18 protein-coding genes and 1 riboswitch are annotated in these 20571 nt (G+C 72.0%); of the genes, 10 read left to right on the top strand and 8 right to left on the bottom strand.

Translation table 11 applies throughout. The features are described from left to right. Positions 1 to 3 precede the first annotated feature (3 nt). The 5 genes from ahcY to metK all read right to left on the bottom strand — a co-directional run bounded on the left by ahcY (position 4) and on the right by metK (position 6717). Positions 4 to 1440, bottom strand: a complete 1437-nt coding sequence (ahcY, locus tag DRV96_RS10615) for an adenosylhomocysteinase (protein WP_119290764.1) — start codon at positions 1438 to 1440, stop codon at positions 4 to 6. Between the two features lie 74 nt (positions 1441 to 1514). Next, a riboswitch (S-adenosyl-L-homocysteine riboswitch) is annotated at positions 1515 to 1603 on the bottom strand. Positions 1604 to 1695: 92 nt separating this feature from the next. Next, positions 1696 to 2544, bottom strand: coding sequence for a phosphate/phosphite/phosphonate ABC transporter substrate-binding protein (locus DRV96_RS10620; protein WP_119290765.1), 849 nt, complete (start codon positions 2542 to 2544; stop codon positions 1696 to 1698). Beyond that, positions 2541 to 4808 carry a hybrid sensor histidine kinase/response regulator gene (locus tag DRV96_RS10625; protein ID WP_119290767.1) on the bottom strand — a complete coding sequence of 756 codons (2268 nt, stop codon included), beginning with the start codon at positions 4806 to 4808 and terminating at the stop codon, positions 2541 to 2543. Before DRV96_RS10625 ends, DRV96_RS10620 begins: the two co-directional genes overlap by 4 nt. A gap of 86 nt (positions 4809 to 4894) precedes the next feature. Continuing rightward, entirely contained in the window at positions 4895 to 5536 is a 642-nt protein-coding gene (locus tag DRV96_RS10630) for an acyloxyacyl hydrolase (RefSeq protein ID WP_119290769.1), read from the bottom strand. Positions 5537 to 5538: 2 nt separating this feature from the next. Continuing rightward, complete coding sequence (gene metK, locus DRV96_RS10635) at positions 5539 to 6717, bottom strand: methionine adenosyltransferase (RefSeq protein ID WP_119290771.1); 1179 nt, start codon at positions 6715 to 6717, stop codon at positions 5539 to 5541. A gap of 164 nt (positions 6718 to 6881) precedes the next feature. Between metK and DRV96_RS10640 the strand changes: the two genes are divergently transcribed. The 6 genes from DRV96_RS10640 to DRV96_RS10665 all read left to right on the top strand — a co-directional run bounded on the left by DRV96_RS10640 (position 6882) and on the right by DRV96_RS10665 (position 12479). Continuing rightward, the gene (locus DRV96_RS10640; protein WP_119290773.1) at positions 6882 to 7763 is read left to right on the top strand and encodes a lysophospholipid acyltransferase family protein; all 882 of its coding nucleotides are present in this window, start codon (positions 6882 to 6884) and stop codon (positions 7761 to 7763) included. After that, positions 7760 to 8668, top strand: a complete 909-nt coding sequence (locus DRV96_RS10645) for an LpxL/LpxP family acyltransferase (RefSeq protein WP_419187047.1) — start codon at positions 7760 to 7762, stop codon at positions 8666 to 8668. Before DRV96_RS10640 ends, DRV96_RS10645 begins: the two co-directional genes overlap by 4 nt. 63 nt (positions 8669 to 8731) lie before the next feature. Then, positions 8732 to 9586 (top strand): diaminopimelate epimerase, encoded by an 855-nt coding sequence (gene dapF, locus DRV96_RS10650; protein WP_119290775.1) that lies wholly within the window; start codon positions 8732 to 8734, stop codon positions 9584 to 9586. Positions 9587 to 9599: 13 nt separating this feature from the next. Beyond that, positions 9600 to 10289 (top strand): DUF484 family protein, encoded by a 690-nt coding sequence (locus DRV96_RS10655; protein ID WP_119290778.1) that lies wholly within the window; start codon positions 9600 to 9602, stop codon positions 10287 to 10289. Then, positions 10289 to 11227, top strand: coding sequence for a tyrosine recombinase XerC (locus DRV96_RS10660; protein WP_119290780.1), 939 nt, complete (start codon positions 10289 to 10291; stop codon positions 11225 to 11227). Before DRV96_RS10655 ends, DRV96_RS10660 begins: the two co-directional genes overlap by 1 nt. Before the next feature lie 67 nt (positions 11228 to 11294). After that, entirely contained in the window at positions 11295 to 12479 is a 1185-nt protein-coding gene (locus DRV96_RS10665; RefSeq protein ID WP_119290783.1) for a class I SAM-dependent rRNA methyltransferase, read from the top strand. Between the two features lie 9 nt (positions 12480 to 12488). On the opposite strand, the gene DRV96_RS10670 is transcribed toward DRV96_RS10665, so the two are convergent. Continuing rightward, complete coding sequence (locus tag DRV96_RS10670; protein WP_119290785.1) at positions 12489 to 12971, bottom strand: Lrp/AsnC family transcriptional regulator; 483 nt, start codon at positions 12969 to 12971, stop codon at positions 12489 to 12491. Between the two features lie 137 nt (positions 12972 to 13108). On the opposite strand from DRV96_RS10670, the gene glmS reads away from it, so the two are divergent. Then, complete coding sequence (gene glmS, locus DRV96_RS10675; protein ID WP_119290807.1) at positions 13109 to 14941, top strand: glutamine--fructose-6-phosphate transaminase (isomerizing); 1833 nt, start codon at positions 13109 to 13111, stop codon at positions 14939 to 14941. A 22-nt stretch (positions 14942 to 14963) separates the two neighbouring features. Here glmS and DRV96_RS10680 read toward each other — a convergent pair whose 3' ends face one another. After that, positions 14964 to 15920 carry a sulfotransferase domain-containing protein gene (locus tag DRV96_RS10680; RefSeq protein WP_119290787.1) on the bottom strand — a complete coding sequence of 319 codons (957 nt, stop codon included), beginning with the start codon at positions 15918 to 15920 and terminating at the stop codon, positions 14964 to 14966. A 315-nt stretch (positions 15921 to 16235) separates the two neighbouring features. Here DRV96_RS10680 and DRV96_RS10685 point away from each other — a divergent pair, with 315 nt between their 5' ends. From DRV96_RS10685 to DRV96_RS10695, 3 genes are all read left to right on the top strand, one after another. Further along, positions 16236 to 16907, top strand: a complete 672-nt coding sequence (locus DRV96_RS10685; protein ID WP_119290789.1) for a fused DSP-PTPase phosphatase/NAD kinase-like protein — start codon at positions 16236 to 16238, stop codon at positions 16905 to 16907. Then, positions 16904 to 18655: a lipid A export permease/ATP-binding protein MsbA gene (msbA, locus tag DRV96_RS10690; protein ID WP_119290791.1), complete on the top strand. Its 1752-nt coding sequence runs from the start codon at positions 16904 to 16906 to the stop codon at positions 18653 to 18655. Before DRV96_RS10685 ends, msbA begins: the two co-directional genes overlap by 4 nt. 81 nt (positions 18656 to 18736) lie before the next feature. After that, complete coding sequence (locus DRV96_RS10695) at positions 18737 to 19627, top strand: alpha/beta fold hydrolase (RefSeq protein WP_119290794.1); 891 nt, start codon at positions 18737 to 18739, stop codon at positions 19625 to 19627. On the opposite strand, the gene DRV96_RS10700 is transcribed toward DRV96_RS10695, so the two are convergent. Continuing rightward, positions 19612 to 20406: a CHAP domain-containing protein gene (locus DRV96_RS10700; protein WP_119290796.1), complete on the bottom strand. Its 795-nt coding sequence runs from the start codon at positions 20404 to 20406 to the stop codon at positions 19612 to 19614. The genes DRV96_RS10695 and DRV96_RS10700 overlap by 16 nt on opposite strands. Between the last annotated feature and the right edge of the window lie 165 nt (positions 20407 to 20571).

Genomic DNA, 20571 nt, shown 5'->3' on the forward strand with positions numbered 1-20571 from the left:
GGTTCAGTAGCGGTACGTGTCGGGCTTGTACGGCCCCTGCTTGGGCACGCCGATGTAGGCGGCCTGCTCGTCGGTGAGTTCGGTCAGCATCGCGCCGAGCTTCTTCAGCTGCAGCCGCGCGACCTTCTCGTCGAGGTGCTTGGGCAGCGTGTAGACCTTGCCGACCTCGTAGTAGTCGGCGTGCGTGAACAGCTCGATCTGCGCGATCGTCTGGTTCGCGAACGAGCTCGACATCACGTAGCTCGGGTGTCCGGTCGCGCAGCCGAGGTTCACCAGGCGCCCCTTGGCGAGCAGGATGATGCGCTTGCCGTCGTCGAAGATCACGTGGTCGACCTGCGGCTTGATCTCCTCCCAGCGGCACTTCGCCTCGAGCGCGGCGACGTCGATCTCGTTGTCGAAGTGGCCGATGTTGCAGACGATGGCCTGGTCCTTCATCTTCGCCATGTGCTCGAACGTGATGACGTTCTTGTTGCCGGTGGCGGTGACGAAGATGTCGGCCTTGTCGCACGCATAGTCCATGGTCACGACGCGGTAGCCTTCCATCGCGGCCTGCAGCGCGCAGATCGGGTCGACCTCGGTGACCCACACCTGCGCCGACAGCGCGCGCAGCGCCTGCGCGCTGCCCTTGCCGACGTCGCCGTAGCCGCACACGACGGCGACCTTGCCGGCCACCATGACGTCGGTGGCGCGCTTGATGCCGTCGACCAGGCTCTCGCGGCAGCCGTAGAGGTTGTCGAACTTGCTCTTCGTGACGCTGTCGTTGACGTTGATCGCGCGGAACATCAGCTCGCCGCGCGCGGCCATCTGCTTGAGGCGGTTGACGCCGGTCGTCGTCTCCTCGGTGACGCCGATGATCTGCGCGCTCTTGCGGCTGTACCAGGTCGGGTCCTCGGCGAGCTTGGCGCGGATCGCGGCGAACAGCACGCGCTCCTCCTCGCTGCCGGGATTCGAAAGCACCGAGGCGTCGCGCTCGGCCTTCTTGCCCAGGTGCATCAGCAGCGTCGCGTCGCCGCCGTCGTCGAGGATCATGTTCGGGCCTTCGCCGTCGGTGCCCTTGGCGCCGAACTCGAAGATGTGGTGCGTGTAGTCCCAGTAGTCGGCCAGCGTCTCGCCCTTGTAGGCGAACACCGGGGTGCCGCCGGCGGCCAGTGCGGCGGCGGCGTGGTCCTGCGTGCTGAAGATGTTGCAGCTGGCCCAGCGCACCTTCGCGCCGAGCGCCTGCAGCGTCTCGACGAGCACCGCGGTCTGGATCGTCATGTGCAGCGAGCCGGTGATGCGCGCGCCCTTGAGGGGCTGGCTGGCGGCGTATTCGTCGCGGATCGCCATCAGACCGGGCATCTCGGTCTCGGCGATGCGGATCTCCTTGCGGCCCCAGTCGGCGAGCGACAGGTCGGCCACGGCGAAATCCTGGTCCAGGGTGGGCTTGAGGATGGCGTTCATCACGATCTCCGGTCACAGGTGCGGTGGCGCACCGCGGCCGCGCGTCGTGACAGCTCACCCACGCGCAGACTCGGTGCGGGTGAGCGCCGTTGCAGGGACGGGACTTTCGAGCCTGGGGCGCCGGCCGTATCGCGTGCCGGGCCTTGCAACGCTCCTCGAAAGCGGCCGCGAGTGTAGCAGCGCGCGTGCACGCGTGCCGGCCGGCGCGCCGAGGCCGCCTGCCGCCGGCGGGCATCGTGCACGGCGGCGCACGCCTCAGCGCGCGAGCTGCTGACGCAGCTTGGGCAGGTAGGCGTCCAGAGCCGCCAGCTCCGCCGCCGTCACGGGCCGCAGCGCCGTGTTGACCACCGTCGGCGGCGCCGCGGCGTCGGGCGCATAGCGTCCCAACGCGGCGCGCAGCCGCTCGACGTCGGCGGCTGCCAGCCCCGGCCGGGCGACGTAGACGGGGCCGGGCATCGTGCCCGCGTCGGCGAGCACGCGCACCCGGCGCGGCGCGCCGGCCGGTGCGATGTCGAGCTGCGTCGCCGCCACCGCGAGCGCGTCGATCTCGCCGCGGTCGAGCGCGTACAGCGCGCTGTCGATCGCGGCCTGCGGCGCGACGCGGTAGTCGCGCTCGGCCTCGAGGCCACGTGCCTGCAGCCAGGTCATCACGATCACGGCCGGCAGCGACAGCCGGTCGAGCACGCCGACGCTGCGCCCGCGCAGCGCCTGCGCGTCGGCCAGCGCGCTGTCATCTCGCACCAGCAGTTGCGCCGTCGTGCGCTGCAGCGTGCCGGCCAGCGGCACGAAGCCCCAGTCGACGCTGGCCAGCCGCGCGATGTGCGCCGGCACCAGCGTCAGGTCGTCGGGCTCGCGGCGCATCCGTTCGATGAGCGCCGGCACGCTGCGCGCCGTGTACAGCTCGACCGGCCGGCCGAGCTCGCGCTCGAGGTGCTCGCGCAGCGGCTTGAACGCGGCGAGCATCGCCATCGGCGACAGGAACGGCACCAGCGCGACGCGCAGCGGCGCCGGCTGGGCGCGCACCCGCCGCGGCGCGAGCGCGGCGGCACCGAGCGCCACGGCGCAGGCGGCCACGGCGGCGGGCAGGCGGCGGCGCGCGATCATCGCCGCGTGCCCCGTGCGGCGGTGCGCCGGTCGATCTCGTCGAGCAGGTGGCCGACGTCGAGCGGCTTCGTCAGATAGGCGTCGAAGCCGGCGGCACGGGCGCGCTCGATGTCGGCCGGCAGCGCGTTCGCGCTCAGCGCGACGAGCGGGATCGCGCGCGTGGCCGCGTCGGCGCGCAGGCGCCGGCACAGCTCGATGCCGTCGATGCCCGGCAGGTCGATGTCGATCACCGCCAGGTCGGGCTGCAGCGAGCGCGCCAGCGCCAGTCCCGCCAGGCCGTCGCGTGCGGTGCTCAGCGTGGCGCCGGGGCGCAGCGTCATCAGCTGTTCGAACAGCGCCAGGTTCGACGGGTTGTCCTCGACGTACAGCAGGCGCACGCCGTCGCCGCGGCGTTCGGCGGCCACCGTGGCGGCGCCGGCGGCCGGGGCCTGCGCCGGTGGCGCCGCGGCCGGCAGGTCGAAGCTGAACAGTGCGCCGGCGCCGGGCTGCGACTCGACGTGCAGCGAGCCGTTCATCAGCTCGACCAGGCGCTTCGTGATGACCAGTCCGATGCCGGTGCCGTCGACGGTTTCGCCTTCGGCCTCGAAGCGCGTGAACGGCTGGTACAGCCGCTCGAGCTGCTCGGCGGTGAAGCCGCGGCCGGTGTCGGCGACGCCGACGACGACGCGGTCACCGCGCCGGTTCGCCGTGACGGTCACGCTGCCCTGCGGGCGGTTGTACTTGACGGCGTTGGACAGCAGGTTGCCCAGCACCTGCAGCAGGCGGCGGCGGTCGGCGCGCGCCCACAGCGTCTCGTCGACGTGGTGCGCGAGCGCGACGCCGCGCTCGGCGGCCTGCGTCTGCACGAGGCCGAGTGCCTCGCCGACGACGCCGGCGAGCTGGACCGTCTCGAGCGACAGCGACATCGCGCCGGCCTCGATGCGCGAGAGGTCGAGCACCTCGTTGATCAGCTCGAGCAGGTGCCAGCCGGCGGTCTCGATCTGGCGCACCTGTTCGCGCTGCGCCGGCGGCAGCGGCGGGCGCGCGATGCCCAGCAGCTGCGCGAAGCCGATGATCGCGTTCAGCGGCGTGCGCAGCTCGTGGCTCATGCGCGAGAGGAACTCGCTCTTGGCCTGGCTCGCGCGCTCGGCGACGTCCTTGGCCTGCTGCAGCTCGGCGGTGCGCTCGCGCACGCGGCGCTCGAGCTCCTCGTTGGCGGTGCGCAGCCGCTGCTCGGCTTCGACGTGGGTCGTGACGTCGTTGTACGTCGCGACGACGGCATACGGCGCGTGCTCGCCCTCGCGCACCAGCGGCGTCATGTTGACCGACAGCCAGCGCGATTCGCCCGCCGGCGTCACCAGCCGCTCGAGGTGATCGCGCACGACGACGCCGTCGCGCAGCGCGCGCGCGCCGGGGCGTTCGTCGGGCGTCATCTCGCGGCCGTCGGGGTGGTAGACGCGGATGCCGTAGCGCTCCGACTGCGCGACGGTGTACTGCTCGGCCGGCACGCCCAGCAGCCGCGCCGCGGCGTCGTTGATGTAGAGCACGCGCCGGTCGGCCGCGACGACGACCAGGCCCTCGGCCATCGTGTCAATCACCGAGCGCAGGTAGGCCTCGCTGTCGCGCAGCGCCTGCATCTGCGACTGCACCGCGTGCGCCATGCGCTCGAACGCCTGCGAGACCTGCTGCACGTCGGCCAGCGCACTCGGCGCCAGCGCGACGCGGTAGTCGCCGTCGGCCACGCGCCGGCTCGCGTCGGCCAGCTGGCGCAGCCCGCGCGTGAGCCAGGTCGACGCGAGGCCCAGCAGCAGCACGCTCGCGGCGATCAGCACCGCGCCGACGGCGGCCGCGCGCTCGACGAGCGCGGCGCGCGCACGCTCGCGCGCGTCGGTGCGGATGCCCAGCTCGATCGTGCCCAGGCGCTGCCCTTCGACGACGACGGGCATCGTCAGCGGCAGCACGGCGGCGGGCTCGCCGCCCTGCGCGCGGGTGATTTCGCGACCGCTGCTGTCGAGCACTGCCAGATGGCCCAGGCCACGCGCTTCGACACTGCGCTGCACGACGGCTTCGAGCGTCGCGTAGTCGCGTGCGGCCAGCAGCGGGCCGATCGCGGCGGCGAGCAGCGGCTCGACGAGCTCGGCCTCGGCGGCGAAGCGTTCCTCGAGCGCGTCGCCCAGCAGCCGCCATGCGCTCCACGCCATCAGCGTCAACGCCGCGACGAGCACGACGATCGTGCCGATCAGCATCTGGGCGCGCAGCGAGCGCAGCATCGCGGGGCGCGGCATCGGTCAGGTGGGTGCGATTGTGGCGCCGGCCGCCGCGCCCGGACAGTGATGCATGCGGCGCCGCGGCGGTGCGCCGCCGCACGTGTTCAGCGCCCGCCCGACGGGCGCCACTCGAAGACGACGCCCTTGAAGTCGACGGCGTCGTTGTCGTCGGTGAGGTCGCCGTTGCTGACGTGTCGGTATGCGAACCCCAGCCGCCAGCGCCCGCCGGCGTCGCCGACGCCGATGCCGAGGTGGTCGCTGAACTGGAAGTGCGAGCCCTTCGCCCGCGTGCCGACGTTCTTGCGCGACAGCCACGCGGCGCCGATGCCCAGTTCGACGTCGAACGTCAGCGACGCACCGGCTGTGGGCAGCCGCCAGTGCAGCATCGGCACCGCGGCGACGTCGAACGCGCTGCGCGCGTACGGGCCCTCGTCGGCGCGCCAGTGCGCGACGCTGAGCGTCGGCGCGTGGCTCAGCGACCATGGCCCAGCGTCGAGCAACGGGCAGCGTCCGCGCGACGCGCCGAGCTGCACCTGCTGCAGCTCGTCGTCGGTCGCGACCGCGGCGCGCAGCCGCCAGCGCGTGTCGTCGCAGCGCGCGAGCGGCGCGCCGGTCCACAGCGCCGCGGCCCAGCTCAGCAGCGTGCCGCCGACGGCGACGTTCTTCAGCGCCTCGTCGCCGCCGGCGTGGACCGCCGTGCAGGCCAGCGCGAGCAGCGCCGCCGCGGCGCGCCGTGCACCGTGCATGCTCACAGCCCGGCCAGGTCGCGCAGCACGTCGACCTTGTCGGTGCGCTCCCAGGTGAACTCGGGTTCGTCGCGGCCGAAGTGGCCGTAGGCGGCGGTCTTCTCGTAGACCGGGCGCAGCAGGTCGAGCATCTGGATGATGCCCTTCGGGCGCAGGTCGAAGACCTCCTGCACGATGCGCGCGATCTTCTCGTCGGGGATCTTGCCGGTGCCCTCGGTGTAGACGGTCACGTTCATCGGCTTGGCCACGCCGATCGCGTAGGCGACCTGGATCTGGCACTGGCGCGCGAGCCCGGCGGCGACGACGTTCTTCGCGACGTAGCGCGCCGCGTAGGCGGCCGAGCGGTCGACCTTGGTCGGGTCCTTGCCGCTGAACGCGCCGCCGCCGTGCGGGCAGGCGCCGCCGTAGGTGTCGACGATGATCTTGCGCCCGGTCAGGCCGCAGTCGCCCTGCGGGCCGCCGATCACGAAACGCCCGGTCGGGTTGACGAGGTAGCGCGTGTTGGCGAGCCACTCCTTGGGCAGCACCGGCTTGATGATCTCCTCGACCACCGCCTCGATGAACTCGGGCTTCATCGACTTGCCCAGGCTCATCTCGGGCGCGTGCTGCGTCGATAGCACGACGGTGTCGACCGAGTGCGGCTTGCCGTCGACGTAGCGCATCGTGACCTGGCTTTTCGCGTCGGGGCGCAGGAACGGCAGCCGCCCGTCCTTGCGCAGCTGCGCCTGGCGCTCCACCAGCCGGTGCGCGTAGTAGATCGGTGCGGGCATCAGCTCGGGCGTCTCGTCGCACGCGTAGCCGAACATCAGGCCCTGGTCGCCGGCGCCGGTGTTCAGGTAGTCGTCGCTCGCGTGGTCGACGCCCTGCGCGATGTCGTTGCTCTGCTTGTCGTAGGCGACGAGCACGGCGCAACCCTTGTAGTCGATGCCGTACTCGGTGTTGTCGTAGCCGATGCGCTTGATCGTGTCGCGCGCGACCTGGATGTAGTCGACATGCGCGTTGGTCGTGATCTCGCCAGCGAGCACGACGAGGCCGGTGTTGCACAGCGTCTCGGCGGCCACGCGCGAGCGCGGATCCTGCTTGAAGATCGCGTCGAGGATCGCGTCGGAGATCTGGTCGGCGACCTTGTCGGGGTGCCCCTCGCTGACCGATTCCGAAGTGAAGAGGTAGTCGTTCGCCACTTGCTTAAACTCCCGTGCTCGTCGTGGTTGCCGGCGTTGCCGGCTCCGCCACGAAGGCATCTGGGAAGCGGCGAACGCTTTAGCGGTATTTCGGGTACCGGCCCATCCGGCCCCATCGCCCCGCAAGTTGTCCTTTAACTCGGCGATGCGTCGATTATAAGAAGATGGCTGGACTGTTCCGCTGGCTCGCCGGCCGCTCGCTGCGGTTCCTGCACGTGCTCGGCGCGCTGCTGGGCTGGCTGGCGTACCTGGCCTCGCGCGACTACCGCCGCGTGCTGCGCGCCAACGCGCAGCGCGCCGGGCTCGACGGCGCACAGATCCGCGCCGCGGTCGCCGAGGCTGGCAAGCTGTTCGCCGAGGTGCCGTGGCTGTGGATCGGCCCCGCCTCGCAGCCGATCTCGCGTCACGTGCGCTGGCAAGGCGACGCGCTGATCGACGAGGCGCTGGCCGCCGGGCGCGGCGTCGTGCTGCTGACGCCGCACCTGGGCAGCTTCGAGGTCTGCGCGCAGGCCTACGCCGAGCGCTGGGGCGCGCGCCGTCCGCTGACGGTGCTGTACCGCCCGGCGCGCCAGCCGTGGCTGCGCGAGTTCGCCGAGCGCTCGCGCCGCCGCCCCGGCCTGGAGACCGCGCCGACGTCGCTCGCCGGCGTGCGCCAGATGCTGCGCGCGCTGCGTTGCGGCGACGCCGTGGGTCTGCTGCCCGACCAGGTGCCGCCGCGCGACCAGGGCGTGTGGGCGCCGTTCTTCGGCTCTCCGGCGTACACGATGACGCTGGCCGCGCGCCTCGTGCTGACCAGCGGCGCGCCGTGGCTGCTGGCGTGGGCCGAGCGGCTGCCGCGCGGCGGGGGCTGGGTGCTGAAGGTGCGCCGCCCGACGCAGCCGCTGCCGGCGGCGGGTGGCGACGACATCGCCAGCCTGACCGCCGTCGCCGCCGCGATGAACGCCGAGATGGAGCGTGTCGTCCTCGAGTGCCCGACGCAGTACCTGTGGGCCTACGACCGCTACAAGCAACCCCGCAAGCCGCAGCGCGCGGCCGCGACGACGTGAAGCGCGCCGCACCGCGCTGGACCTGGCCGCTGGCCCGGATCGGGCTGCTGCTGCTGCGCGCGTTCTCGTGGCTGCCGCTGTCGGTGCAGGCAGCCTGCGGGCAGGCGCTGGGTGCCGTGCTGTACCGCGTCGCGCGATCGCGCCGGCGCATCGCGCTGCGCAACGTCGGGCTGTGCCTGCCCGAGCTGCCGCCAGCCCAGCGGCGCGCGCTGGTGCGCGAGCATTTCGGCTGGCTCGCGCGCAGCCTGCTCGAGCGCGGGCTGCTGTGGTATGCGCCGGCGTCGAGGCTGCGCCGTCTGATCCACGTCGAGGGCGATGTCGGGCTCGCCGAGCGCAGCGAGCGTCCGGTGATGTGGCTGGTGCCGCACTTCCTCGGGCTGGACGTTGCCGGGCAGGCCACGCAGCTGTTCCAGTCGCGCCGGCTGTGCTCGATCTACCAGCGGCAGAGCAACCCGGTGATCGACGCCGCGATGCGTCGGGCACGCACGCGCTTCGGCAATGCCGAGATCTTCCCGCGCTCGGACCGTGCGTTGCCGCTGGTGCGCGCGATCAAGCGCGGCAGCGCCTTCTTCAACCTGCCCGACATGGACTTCGGCCGCCGCGAGACGGTGTTCGTGCCGTTCTTCGGCGTGCCGGCCGCGACGCTGGTCGCGCCGTCGAAGATGGCGCGCTCGCTCGACATGGTGGTGCAGCCGGTGGTCGTCGAGATGCTCGCCGGCGGGGGCGGCTACGTCGTGCGCTTCCTGCCGCCGTGGACCGACTGGCCGAGCGACGATGCGGTCGACGACGCGCGGCGCATGAACGCGTGGATCGAGACCGAGATCCGCCGCCTGCCCGCGCAGTACCTGTGGGTGCACAAGCGGTTCAAGACGCGCCCGCCGGGCGAGCCGTCGCTGTACCGTTGATGCCGCGCGTCTGGGCGGCGCGAAACCCGGCGCCGCACGCGGCAGCGCCGATAATCGCCGCCGATGCGACTGCGGTTCACCAAGATGGAAGGCGCGGGCAACGACTTCGTCGTGCTCGACGCCACGCGCGCGCCGCTGTCGCTGTCGCGCGAGCAGCTGCAGCGCCTGGGCGACCGCCGCTTCGGCGTCGGCGCCGACCAGATCCTCGTCGTCGAGCGCGCGACGACGCCCGGTGTGGACTTCCGCTACCGCATCTTCAACGCCGCCAGCGGCGAAGAGGTCGAGCACTGCGGCAACGGCGCGCGCTGCTTCGTGCGCTACGTCGTCGACCACGGGCTGTCGGACAAGACGACGCTGCAGGTCGAGACGGTCAACAACCGGCTCGAACTCGCGCTGCAGCCCGACGGCCGCGTGACGGTCGACATGAACCGCCCGCGCTTCGACCCGCGCGACGTGCCGTTCGACACCGCCGGCCTCGTGCCGCGCGAGGTCGGCGGCTTCGCGCTGTGGCCGCTCGACGTCGACGGCACGACCGTCGAGGTCGCGGTGCTGTCGATGGGCAACCCGCACGCCGTGCTGCGCGTGGACGACGTCGACGCCGCGCCGGTGGCCACGCTCGGGCCGCGCCTCGAGCACCACCCGCGGTTTCCGCGCCGCGTCAACGTCGGCTTCGTGCAGGTGCTCACGCGCGACCACGTGAAGCTGCGCGTGTGGGAGCGCGACGCCGGCGAGACGCTGGCCTGCGGCACCGGCGCCTGCGCCGCCGTCGTCGCCGGCATCCGGCTGGGCTGGCTCGACGGGCGCGTCGACGTCGACGCGCGCGGCGGGCGGCTGACGATCGAGTGGGCCGGCGGCGAGTCGTCGGTGCGCATGACGGGGCCGGCGCGCATCGTCTTCGAAGGAGAGATCGAGCTATGAAGGACACCCCGCGATGAGCTTCGGCGTGCAGGGCATCACCGAGGCGGACATCGCCAACTACCTCGCGAACACGCCGGGCTTCTTCGAGCGCCACGCCGAGCTGCTCGCCGCGATCCAGCTGACCAGCCCGCACGGGCAGCGCGCCGTCTCGCTGCAGGAGCGGCAGATGGAAATGCTGCGCGAGCGCATCAAGGGCCTAGAGCTCAAGATCGTCGAGATGATCCGCCACGGGCAGGAGAACGTCGCGATCGCCGACCGCCTGCACCGCTGGACGCGCGCGCTGCTGCTGGCCGCGAACCCGGCCGACCTGCCCGACGTCGTCGTGCGCGACCTGAAGCACGAGTTCATGATCCCGCAGGCCGCGCTGCGGCTGTGGAACGTCGCCGACGCGTACGCGGGGCTGCCGTTCACGCAGGGCGTCAGCGACGACGTCAAGAGCTTCACCGCCAGCCTCGGGCTGCCGTACTGCGGACTCAATTCGGGCTTCGAGGCGTCGCAGTGGCTCGACGATCCGGCCAGCGTCACGTCGATCGCGCTGGTGCCGCTGCGCCACGGCGCGGTCGAGGCGGGGCGCGGAGCGATCGGCCTGCTCGTGCTCGGCTCGCCCGACCCGACGCGCTACAGCGCCGACATGGGCACCGAGTTCCTGCTGCGCGTCGGCGAGCTGGCCAGCGCGGCGCTGTCGCGGCTGATCCGCCTGTAGTGGACGCGCCCGGCCTGCCCGACGACGTGCAGGCATGGCTCGCCCACCTCGTCGTCGAGCGGCGGCTGGCCGCACGCACGGTGGCGATGTACACCGACGCGCTGCGGCGCCTCGTCGCTGCGGCCGCTGCCGCCGGCGTCGCGCTCGACGCGGTGCAGCCGCACCACGTGCGGCGATGGGTCGCGCAGATGCATGCGCAGGGGCTCGCGCCGCGCAGCATCGCGATCGTGCTCGCCGGCTGGCGCGGCCTCTACCGCTGGTGGGGCCGCCACGGCAAGGTCGCGCTGAACCCGGTCGACGGCGTGCGGGCGCCGCGCGCGGCCAAGCCGCTGCCGAAGGCGCTCGCGGTCGACCAGGCCGTGGCGCTCGCGGAGCACGAGCCGTCGCAAGGCGACCCAGTGCTGCGCGCGCGCGACCGCTGCATCGTCGAGCTGCTGTACGGCTGCGGGCTGCGCGTCGGCGAGCTGGTCGGCCTCGACGTGGCCGCGTCGCCGCAGGCCGCGGGCTGGGTCGACGTGGCCGACGCCAGCGTGCACGTGCTCGGCAAGGGTGGCAAGCGGCGCAGCGTGCCGATGGGACGCGCCGCGGCACGGGCGCTGACGCAGTGGCTGGACGTTCGCGCGCAGCTGCTGCGCTGCGGCTGCGACGAACCGGCGCTGCTGCTCAGCCGACGCGGCACGCGGCTGACGCCGAGCCAGGTCCGCTCGCGGCTGGCGCGGCTTGCGCTCGACGCCGGCCTGCCGACACACGTGCACCCGCACATGCTGCGCCACAGCTTCGCGTCGCACCTGCTGCAGTCCAGCGGCGACCTGCGCGGCGTGCAGGAGCTGCTCGGCCACGCGCACATCCAGACGACGCAGGTCTACACGCGGCTGGACTTCCAGCACCTGGCTAAGGTCTACGACGCGGCGCACCCGCGCGCGAAGCGAAAGTCGTAACCGCGCGGCGGCGTCACTGCGGGGCGTCGCGGCGCAGACCACCGCGGCCGCCCGCGACAATGCGCGCATGAAAAGCATCCGACTGCGCGAAGGCAAGGAACGCTCGCTGCTGCGCCGCCACCCGTGGGTGTTCGAGGGCAGCGTCGCGAAGGGCAAGGCCGACGCCGGCGAGACGGTGCGCGTCGAGGCGCACGACGGGCGCTTCCTCGCGTGGGGCGCGTACAGCCCGACGAGCGCGATCCGCGTGCGCGCGTGGAGCTTCGACGAAGTCGAGCGCATCGACCGCGACTTCTTCGCGCGCCGCATCGCCGCCGCCGTCGCGCTGCGCGCGCGGCTGCCGGTCGCAAGCGACGGCGTGCGCCTCGTCCACGGCGAGGCCGACGGCCTGCCGGGCCTCGTCGTCGACCGCTACGCCGACACGCTGAGCGCGCAGTTCCTGTCGGCCGGCACCGAACGCTGGAAGGCGACGATCGCCGACCTGCTGCTCGAGGCAACCGGCTGCGCACGCCTGTACGAGCGCTCGGACTCTGGCGTGCGCGGTCTCGAAGGGCTGCCGCCGGCCACGGGCTGGCTGCGCGGCGACGGCGCGACCGAGGTGACGATCCGCGAGCACGGCTGGAAGCTGACGGTCGACGTCGCCGAAGGCCACAAGACGGGCTTCTACCTCGACCAGCGCGACAACCGCGCGCGCTTCGCCGACTGGGTGCGCCACTTCGGCTGCGAGCGCGTGCTCAACGGCTACTGCTACACGGGGGGGTTCACGGTGGCGGCGCTCGCCGGCGGCGCGAAGGACGTCGTCGGCGTCGACTCGTCGGCGCCGGCGCTCGAGCGCGCGCGCACGCACGTCGTGCTCAACGGCTTCGACCCGGGCCGCGCGCAGTGGCTCGACGCCGACGTCAATGCGACGCTGCGCGAGCGGCTCAAGGCCGGCGAGCGGTTTGACGCGATCGTGCTCGACCCGCCGAAGTTCGCGCCGACCGCCGCGCACGCCGAGCGCGCCGCGCGCGCGTACAAGGACATCAACCGGCTCGCGCTGAAGCTGCTTGCGCCCGGCGGGCTGCTGCTGACGTTCTCCTGCTCGGGCGGCATCGGTGCCGAGCTGTTCCACAAGATCGTCGCCGGCGCGGCGATCGACGCCGGCGTCGACGGCGCGCTGCTCGCGCGCCTCGAAGGCGCGTGCGACCACCCGACGACGCTCGCGTTCCCCGAGGGCGAGTACCTGAAGGGGCTGGCGATCCTGAAGGCGGCGTGACGTCCGGCGCTACGCGGGCAGCCGGATGCGCGGATCGAACTTGCTGCGCCGAACGGCAAAGTAGGCCCTCACGTTGCGCACGTTCGCGTCCTGCGTGAACAGGCGCTGCACTAGCGCGTCGTAGGCCGGCATGCCGGGCAGCCACAGCACGAGCACGAAGTCGGGGCCGCTCGAGACGCGGTAGCACTGCTGGACGGCTTCCTCGGCCACCGCGCGTGCCTCGAACGCGGCGAGGTGCTCGGCGCCCTGGCGGTCGAGCGTGACCTCGGCGATCACCGTCAGCGCCTGCGGCGTGACGGTCGGCGCGACGAGCGCCACCTGCCGCTCGATCACGCCGGCGTCGACGAGGCGCTTGACGCGCCGCAGCGCCGTGGCCGGCGACACGCCCGCCGCCGCCGCGAGGTCGACGTTGCTGCGGCTGGCGTCGGCTTGCAGCAGGTCGAGCAGGCGGCGGTCGATGGCGTCGAGGTCGAGCGTGATCGATTCGTTCATGGAAATTCTCATTATGCGCATTCATTTCGTCGGCGCCACCTGGCGATCAATCGTTTCACGGATGCCGTGCAAAACGAACGCATGATTCACAACGCCGCTCCTACGATCTCCGCATCGCAATGACGGGAGTGCAGCAGATGTGCGGCATCGTGGGTGGAGTCGCCGGCCGTGACGTGGTGCCGGTGCTGATCGAGGGTCTGCGCCGGCTCGAGTACCGCGGCTACGACTCGTGCGGCATCGCGGTGCACCAGGAAGGGCAGCTGCGCCGCACGCGCAGCACGGCGCGCGTGGCCGACCTCGCCGCGCAGGCAGCGGCCGACGGCGTGCGCTCGGGCACCGGCATCGCGCACACGCGCTGGGCCACGCACGGCGCGCCGGCGGTGCACAACGCGCACCCGCACTTCTCGGGCGATCGCATCGCGCTGGTGCACAACGGCATCATCGAGAACCACGACGAGCTGCGCGCCGAGCTGAAGGCGCGCGGCTACGAGTTCACGAGCCAGACCGACACCGAGGTCATCGCGCACCTCGTGCACCAGCTCTACGACGGCGATCTCGTCGACGCGGTGCAGCGCGCGGTGCAGCGCCTGAAGGGCGCCTACGCGATCGCCGTGTTCTGCCGCGACGAGCCGCAGCGCGTCGTCGGCGCGCGCGAGGGCTCACCGCTCGTTCTCGGCCTCGGGCGCGACGGCGAGCACTTCGTCGCCTCCGACGCGATGGCGCTGGCCGGCGTCGCCGACCGCATCGTCTACCTCGAAGAAGGCGACGTCGTCGACCTGCAGCCGGGCAAGGTCTGGCTCAGCGCGCGCGGCGCCGACGGGCGCTGGCGGCCGGTCGAGCGCGAGGTCAAGCCGATGCCGGCGCACACCGCCGCGGCCGAGCTCGGCCCCTACCGCCACTACATGCAAAAGGAGATCTTCGAGCAGCCGAAGGCGATCGCCGACACGCTCGACGCCGTCGAGTCCGTGAGCCCCGAGCTGTTCGGCGACGGCGCGTACCGCGTGTTCAAGGAGGTCGACCGCGTGCTGATCCTGGCGTGCGGCACCAGCTACTACGCCGGCAGCACCGCCAAGTACTGGCTCGAGGCGATCGCCGGCATCCCTACCGCGGTCGAGATCGCGAGCGAGTACCGCTACCGCACCAGCGTGCCCGACGCGCGCACGCTCGTCGTGACGATCTCGCAAAGCGGCGAGACGGCCGACACGCTCGCGGCGCTGAAGCACGCGCGCAGCCTCGGCATGGCGCACACGCTGACGGTGTGCAACGTACCCACCAGCGCGATGGTGCGCGAGTGCCGCTTCGCGTTCCTGACGCGCGCCGGCGCCGAGATCGGCGTGGCCTCCACGAAGGCGTTCACGACGCAGCTCGTCGGCCTGTTCCTGCTCGCGCTCGCGCTGGCGCAGGTGCGCGGGCGGCTGACCGACGCGCAGGAGCAGGCGCAGCTGAAGGCGCTGCGCCACCTGCCGGTGGCGGTGCAGGCCGTGCTCGCGCTCGAACCGCAGGTCATCGCGTGGGCCGAGGACTTCACGCGCAAGGAGCACGCCTTGTTCCTCGGCCGCGGGCTGCACTACCCGATCGCGCTCGAGGGCGCGCTGAAGCTCAAGGAGATCAGCTACATCCACGCCGAGGCCTACCCGGCCGGCGAGCTGAAGCACGGGCCGCTGGCGCTCGTCACTTCGGAGATGCCGGTCGTCACGGTGGCGCCGAACGACGAGCTGCTGGAAAAGCTCAAGAGCAACATGCAGGAAGTGCGTGCGCGCGGCGGGCAGCTGTACGTGCTCGCCGACGCCGACAGCCGCATCGAGAGCGACGAAGGCGTGCACGTGATCCGCATGCCAGAGCACTACGGCGCGCTGAGCCCGATCCTGCACGTCGTGCCGCTGCAGCTGCTCGCGTACCACACCGCCGTGGCGCGCGGCACCGACGTCGACAAGCCGAGGAACCTCGCGAAGAGCGTGACGGTGGAGTGAGCGCGCTGGCCCTCGCGGCGCGTCAACTCGACGCTGCAGCGGGTGCGGCCGCTGCGGTGTATCCGAAGTCCGGCAACAGCTCGCGTTCGACGAGTGCGTCGATCGCGGCGATCTGTTCGTCGTCGAAGTAGTCCCGGTAGCCGCCGACCTTCGCGCGGCGCACCTTGTACGAGTCGGGGTTGTTGACGTCGCGCGCCTGCACACGGCTGCCGCTGCCGGCGAAGTAGTTGCTGCGCTCCTTCTCGCGCAGGTTGGCGATCGAGGCGAACTCCACGGCGTCGTTCAGCAGGGCCGCGTCGGGCTCGGTACCAAGAAAGCGCATGATTCGAGCCATCTCCTCGGCCGTTCGTGCGCGCAGGTCTTCGTAGCGCACGACGAGGCAATGCTTCATTCGGGGCATCTCTCGCGCCCAGCGGTTCATGTGGGCAACGATGGCAGGCAGCCCTTGGTGCGGGTCCATCGCGAATTGGTACATCGAAACGTCCGCGCCATGCGGCGGATACCTGTTGATTACCTTCTTCTCGGGGCGCATGCGGAACTTCCACTGGAAGTATTGCGAGACGACGACATCCTGGGGCCGGCGTACCAGCAGCACGGTCTTCTTGTCGTAGTAGATGCGGTTGTCCTCGGGGTGACCGGCGTATTCGCGCAGGTAGTTGTCGTGCGTGAAGAACAGCCGTGGAATCGTCGCGTTCAGACGGTGGAAGTTGTCGAAATCGATGACCATCGCCTCGGGCAGCCGGTAAGCGAGTTGGTAATAGCGCGAGATCATCACGCGCACCCAGGTGCGACCGGCCTTGCCATACGATGCAAACACGTAGTCGCATTGGCTGAAGCGCGCGTACTCCTCGCGGCCGCGGCGCCACCGCTCGAGAGCGATGGCCTTGTCCCGTGGCAGCACGATGGCGACGAGGCGAATCAGCCATCGGAGCAGCCCATTGATGATCTTCTGCATGGCACGCAACGTGTCGAATGTCATCGAATATTGTCGCCCGCCGGCCTCCGCCTGCGTTCCGCCGCTTGCCAGCGCGGTCGAAGTATGTATCTGTCGCTACGTGTCGTAGCCTCGACGACTGGAACCCGCCCCGCACCGTCCTTCGCCTGCCGTACGACGCTGCGCCGGGTTGGCGGCGACGTCTCGGTCGCCGCATCGTTTCCGCAGCCGCGCGCTTGCGCTGCCGCCGTCCGGGCCGGCGCCGACGTCGTTGGCTAACATGTGCGATTCGACCGTCGTTCTCCCACCATTTGCGTGTCCGGCGCCTGCGACGTTGCGCGACGGCGGCATGTCTCTCCCATGTCTCACGACCTCACCCGACCGCTCGGTCGACTGCTCGCCCATCTGGACATGCACCTGGTGGACCACGGCGTCGTTCGTGCCGTCTACAACAATTTCCATCCGCTCGGCGGCGGCATGTACCGGCTCAGCCAGCCCAGCCCGGCGCAGCTGCGGCGGTACCACCGCCGCTACGGCATCCGCACCGTGGTCAACCTGCGCGGCGAGAACGCGTGGGGCAGTTATGCGCTCGAAGTCGAGACCTGCCGCGAACTCGGTATTACGCTCGTCAACCACCGCCTCTACTCGCGCCGGCTGCCGACCGTCGACGAGGTGCTCGGGCTGCGCGACGTGTTCGCGCGCATCGAGTACCCCGCGCTGATGCACTGCAAGTCCGGCGCCGACCGCGCCGGCCTGGCGGCGGCGCTGTACCGCCACTTCCAGATGGGCGACCCGATCGAGACGAGCGCCCGCCAGCTGCGCTGGATCTATGGCCACTTCCGCATGGGTGACACCGCCAAGCTCGATCACTTCTTCGACCGCTACCTCGCCGACGGTGCGGTGCACGGCATCGCGTTCGTCGACTGGCTGACGACCCGCTACGACCGCGCGGCGCTCGATGCCGAGTTCGAGCGGCACAAGCCCTCGGCGCTGGGCCGCTGGTTCGTCGATCGCGTGCTGCGCCGCGAATGAAGCAGGGCCTGCGCACTTACCGACGGCTGCTGGGCTATGCCTGGCGCTACTGGCGCGTCGTCGTGCTGTCGTTGCTGGCGATGGTCGTCACCGCGTCGCTCGAACCGGTGCTGCCGGCACTGCTCAAGCGGCTGATCGACGACGGCCTGATCGCGCGCGACGCCGCTGCGGCGTGGCAGCTGCCGCTGCTGTTGATGCTCGCCTTCGTCGGCAAGGGGCTGGCCGACTACGGCGCCTCGGTGTCGAGCGCGTGGGTCGCGCACCGTGCGGTGACCGACCTGCGCCAGCAGGTGTTCCGCCACCAGAACGCGCTGCCGCTCGAGTTTCACCAGGCGCAGCCGCACGGACGCATGCTGTCGCGCGTGCTCAACGACGTGCCGCTGGTCGGGCAGTCGCTGTCGACCGCGTGGATCATCGTCGTGCGCGACTCGCTGATCGTCGTCGGCCTGACCGCGTACCTGCTGTGGAGCGCCTGGCAGCTCGCGCTGCTGATCTTCGCGATCGCGCCGCTGGTCGCATGGGCGGTCCGCAGCGCGAGCCGCAAGCTGCGCGGCTCGAACAAGCGCATGCAGGCGCTCGTCGGCGACCTCGCCGGGCGCCTCGAGTCGGCGCTCAACGGCATCAAGGAGGTCAAGGTCTTCGGTGCGCAGCGCTACGAGGCCGAGCGCTTCGACGCCGCCGCCGAGCAGCTGCGCCGCGCGACGATGAAATCGGTGCGCGTGCAGGCGCTCAACGTGCCGCTGGTGCAGGTGATGGCCGCGGCGGCAGTGTCGGCGGTGATCTATGCGGCCACGGCGCTGTCGTCGCGCGACGCGCTGACACCGGGCGAGTTCGTCGGCTTCGTCACCGCGATGTCGCTGCTGTTCGAACCGATCCGCCGGCTGACCAACGTCAACGCCGTGATCCAGAGCGGGCTGGCCGCGGCCGAGGGCATCTTCGCGCTGCTCGACACCGAGCCCGAGCGCGTCGGCCACGGCCAGCCGCTGACGGCCGAGGTCGCCGCGACGCAGCCCGTCGTGTTCGACCGCGTGACGTTCTCGTACCGCGGCCAGCCGCGACCGGCGCTGGCCGACTTCAGCCTCGAGCTGGCGCCGGGGCGCACCGTCGCGCTGGTCGGTGCGTCGGGCAGCGGCAAGTCGACGGTGGCGCACCTGCTCGCGCGCTTCTACGACCCCGACGCCGGCCAGATCCGCTGGGGCGGGCGGCCGGCCGCCGAGATCGAGCTCGCGTCGTGGCGCGAGCAGCTGGCCTGGGTCGGGCAGCAGGTGGTGCTGTTCGACGGCACGATCGCCTCGAACATCGCCTACGGGCGCACCGATGCGACGCCGGCGCAGTGCGAGGCGGCCGCGCGCGCCGCGCAGGCGTGGGAGTTCATCGTGCGGCTGCCCGGCGGGCTCGACGCGCCGGTGGGGCACAACGGCGTCAACTTGAGCGGCGGGCAGCGCCAGCGCATCGCGATCGCGCGCGCGTTCCTGAAGAACGCGCCGCTGCTGATCCTCGACGAGGCCACGTCGGCGCTCGACAGCGAGAGCGAGCGCCTCGTGCAGCAGGCGCTGCAGACGCTGATGCGGCAGCGCACGACGCTGGTCATCGCGCACCGGCTGTCGACCATCGAGCAGGCCGACCTGATCGTGGTGATGGACCAGGGCCGCATCGTCGAGCAGGGCACGCACGCCGAACTGATCGCGCGCGGCGGCGCGTACAGCCGTCTGCACCAGGCGCAGTTCCGCGACGTGGCGGCGGCGTGAGCAGCCACGGCACGCGGCGGTGGCGGCGCTGCCGGTGCGGCTGAGCGCGGCGCGGCCACCGCGACACGACGGAAGGGTTCGATGGCGGTCGAGGAGTGCGTGCACCGCCTGCGGCGTCCCGGCGGCGTGACGATCGCCTACGCCGTGCACCGCCCGCCGGTGCCGGATGGCCCGCCGCTGCTGCTGATACACGGCCTGGCGAGCAACCGCAGTCGCTTCGCCGAGTTCGCCGAGCACACCGTGCTGGCGTCGCGCCGCGCGCTGATCCGCGTCGACCTGCGCGGCCACGGCGAGTCGATCACGCGCCGGCGTGTCGGCATCGACCTGTGGTGCGACGACCTTGCGGCCGTGCTCGACGCCGAAGGCGCGGCGGCCGCCATCGTCGTCGGCCACAGCCTCGGCGCGCAGGTCGCGCTGCACTTTGTGCGCCGCCACCCGCGGCGGGTGGTCGCGCTGGTGCTGATCGATCCGGTGTTCCGCTCGGCGCTGCACGGGCGCTGGCTGCGGCTCGCGCAGGCCGCGCCGCTGATCGCGCTGGCGGCGCGCCTCGTGCGCGGGCTCAACGCGCTCGGCCTGCACCGCCGGGCGCTGCCGCCGCTGGACCTGCTTGCGCTCGACGAGGCCGCGCGCCGCGCACTCGGCTCGCCCGAGGCCGAGCGCGCGTTCATCGCGCGGTACAGCTCGGCGCGTGCCGACCTGCGCCACGTGCCGCTGGCGGTCTACTTGCAGGACCTGGTCGAGATGTTCGCCCCCGCGCCGTTGCCGCGCGAGCTCGGCGTGCCCGTGCTCGCGCTGCTGTCGACCGGCGCGACGTTCGCCGACGCGGGCCAGATGCGCGTCGCCCTCGCCGGGCCGAACGTCACGGTGCAGCCGATCGCGTGTCAGCACTGGCCGCTCACCGAGCGGCCGCTCGAGGTGCGCGAGGCGGTCGAGCGCTGGTGCGACGCACTGGCGCCTCAGACGCCGGCGTAGTCGATGAAGCCCTTGTTGACGCTGGCCAGCCGGCGCGCGAGCCGGTAGACACCACCGCCCTCGCGGCCTTGCGATGCGTCGGTGTTGCCCTCGATCGTGTGGATGTGACCGCCTTCGACGCGCTCGACGAAGCCGGTGTGACCGAGGCCGCCGCCGAAGTCCATGATGAACACCATGCCGGGGCGCACCCGCCGCGGGTCGTCGATCGCGGCGCGCGCGGGGATGCGGCGCGCGCCGTGGCGCTCGGCGCGGTTCCAGTGGTTCAGGCAGCCGGCGGTGCGCACCATCGGATTCGCGCGGCCGGCGTCGCGCGCCGCCTCGTCGAAGCACCAGTACGTGAACGCGCAGCACCACGCCAGCCCCGGTGCGACGCCGGCGCGGCGCAGGTACTCGTCGACCTCGGGGCCGCGGTTGCTGTTGCGCGGCTGCTCGCGCACGCCGGCGTCGGCGGCCGCGCCCGCGTGGGCGAGCACGGCGCCGAGGAACGGGTCGGTCACCTCGTGCGCTTGGGGCACGCGCTCGCGGCCGAACAGCGCGGCCCACGTCAGCGCACCGACCTCGCCGTCGATCTTCAGCGGCTGGCCGTGCTCGTCGACGTGCCGGGCCTGGAACAGCTGCACCGCCTGCTTCATGCGCGGGCCGAAGTGCGGGTTGTCGGGGTCGAGCACGATCGCCTCGCCGCCACGCAGCACCAGCGCCTTGTTCAGCGCCGTCTTCAGCGCGCGGACGATGCGCGGGTCCGCCTCGCCCATCTTGATCACACGGCCGGGATATCTCATCGGTGCGTCTCCTCGCAGCGGGTCTGCCGGCCGATGCTAGGGGCTTGACCGTCGAATCGCACCGCTACCTCTAGGGAAACGCTGAACAAGTACCCGCGCCACGGCGGGATCGCCGTACGCGGGGCGAAACCGAGCGTTTTGGCGCGTTCTACGGCCTCGAGGGCC

The organism is Azohydromonas sediminis (assembly GCF_003574675.1).
GTDB classification, from domain to species: Bacteria; Pseudomonadota; Gammaproteobacteria; order Burkholderiales; family Burkholderiaceae_C; genus Calidifontimicrobium; species Calidifontimicrobium sediminis.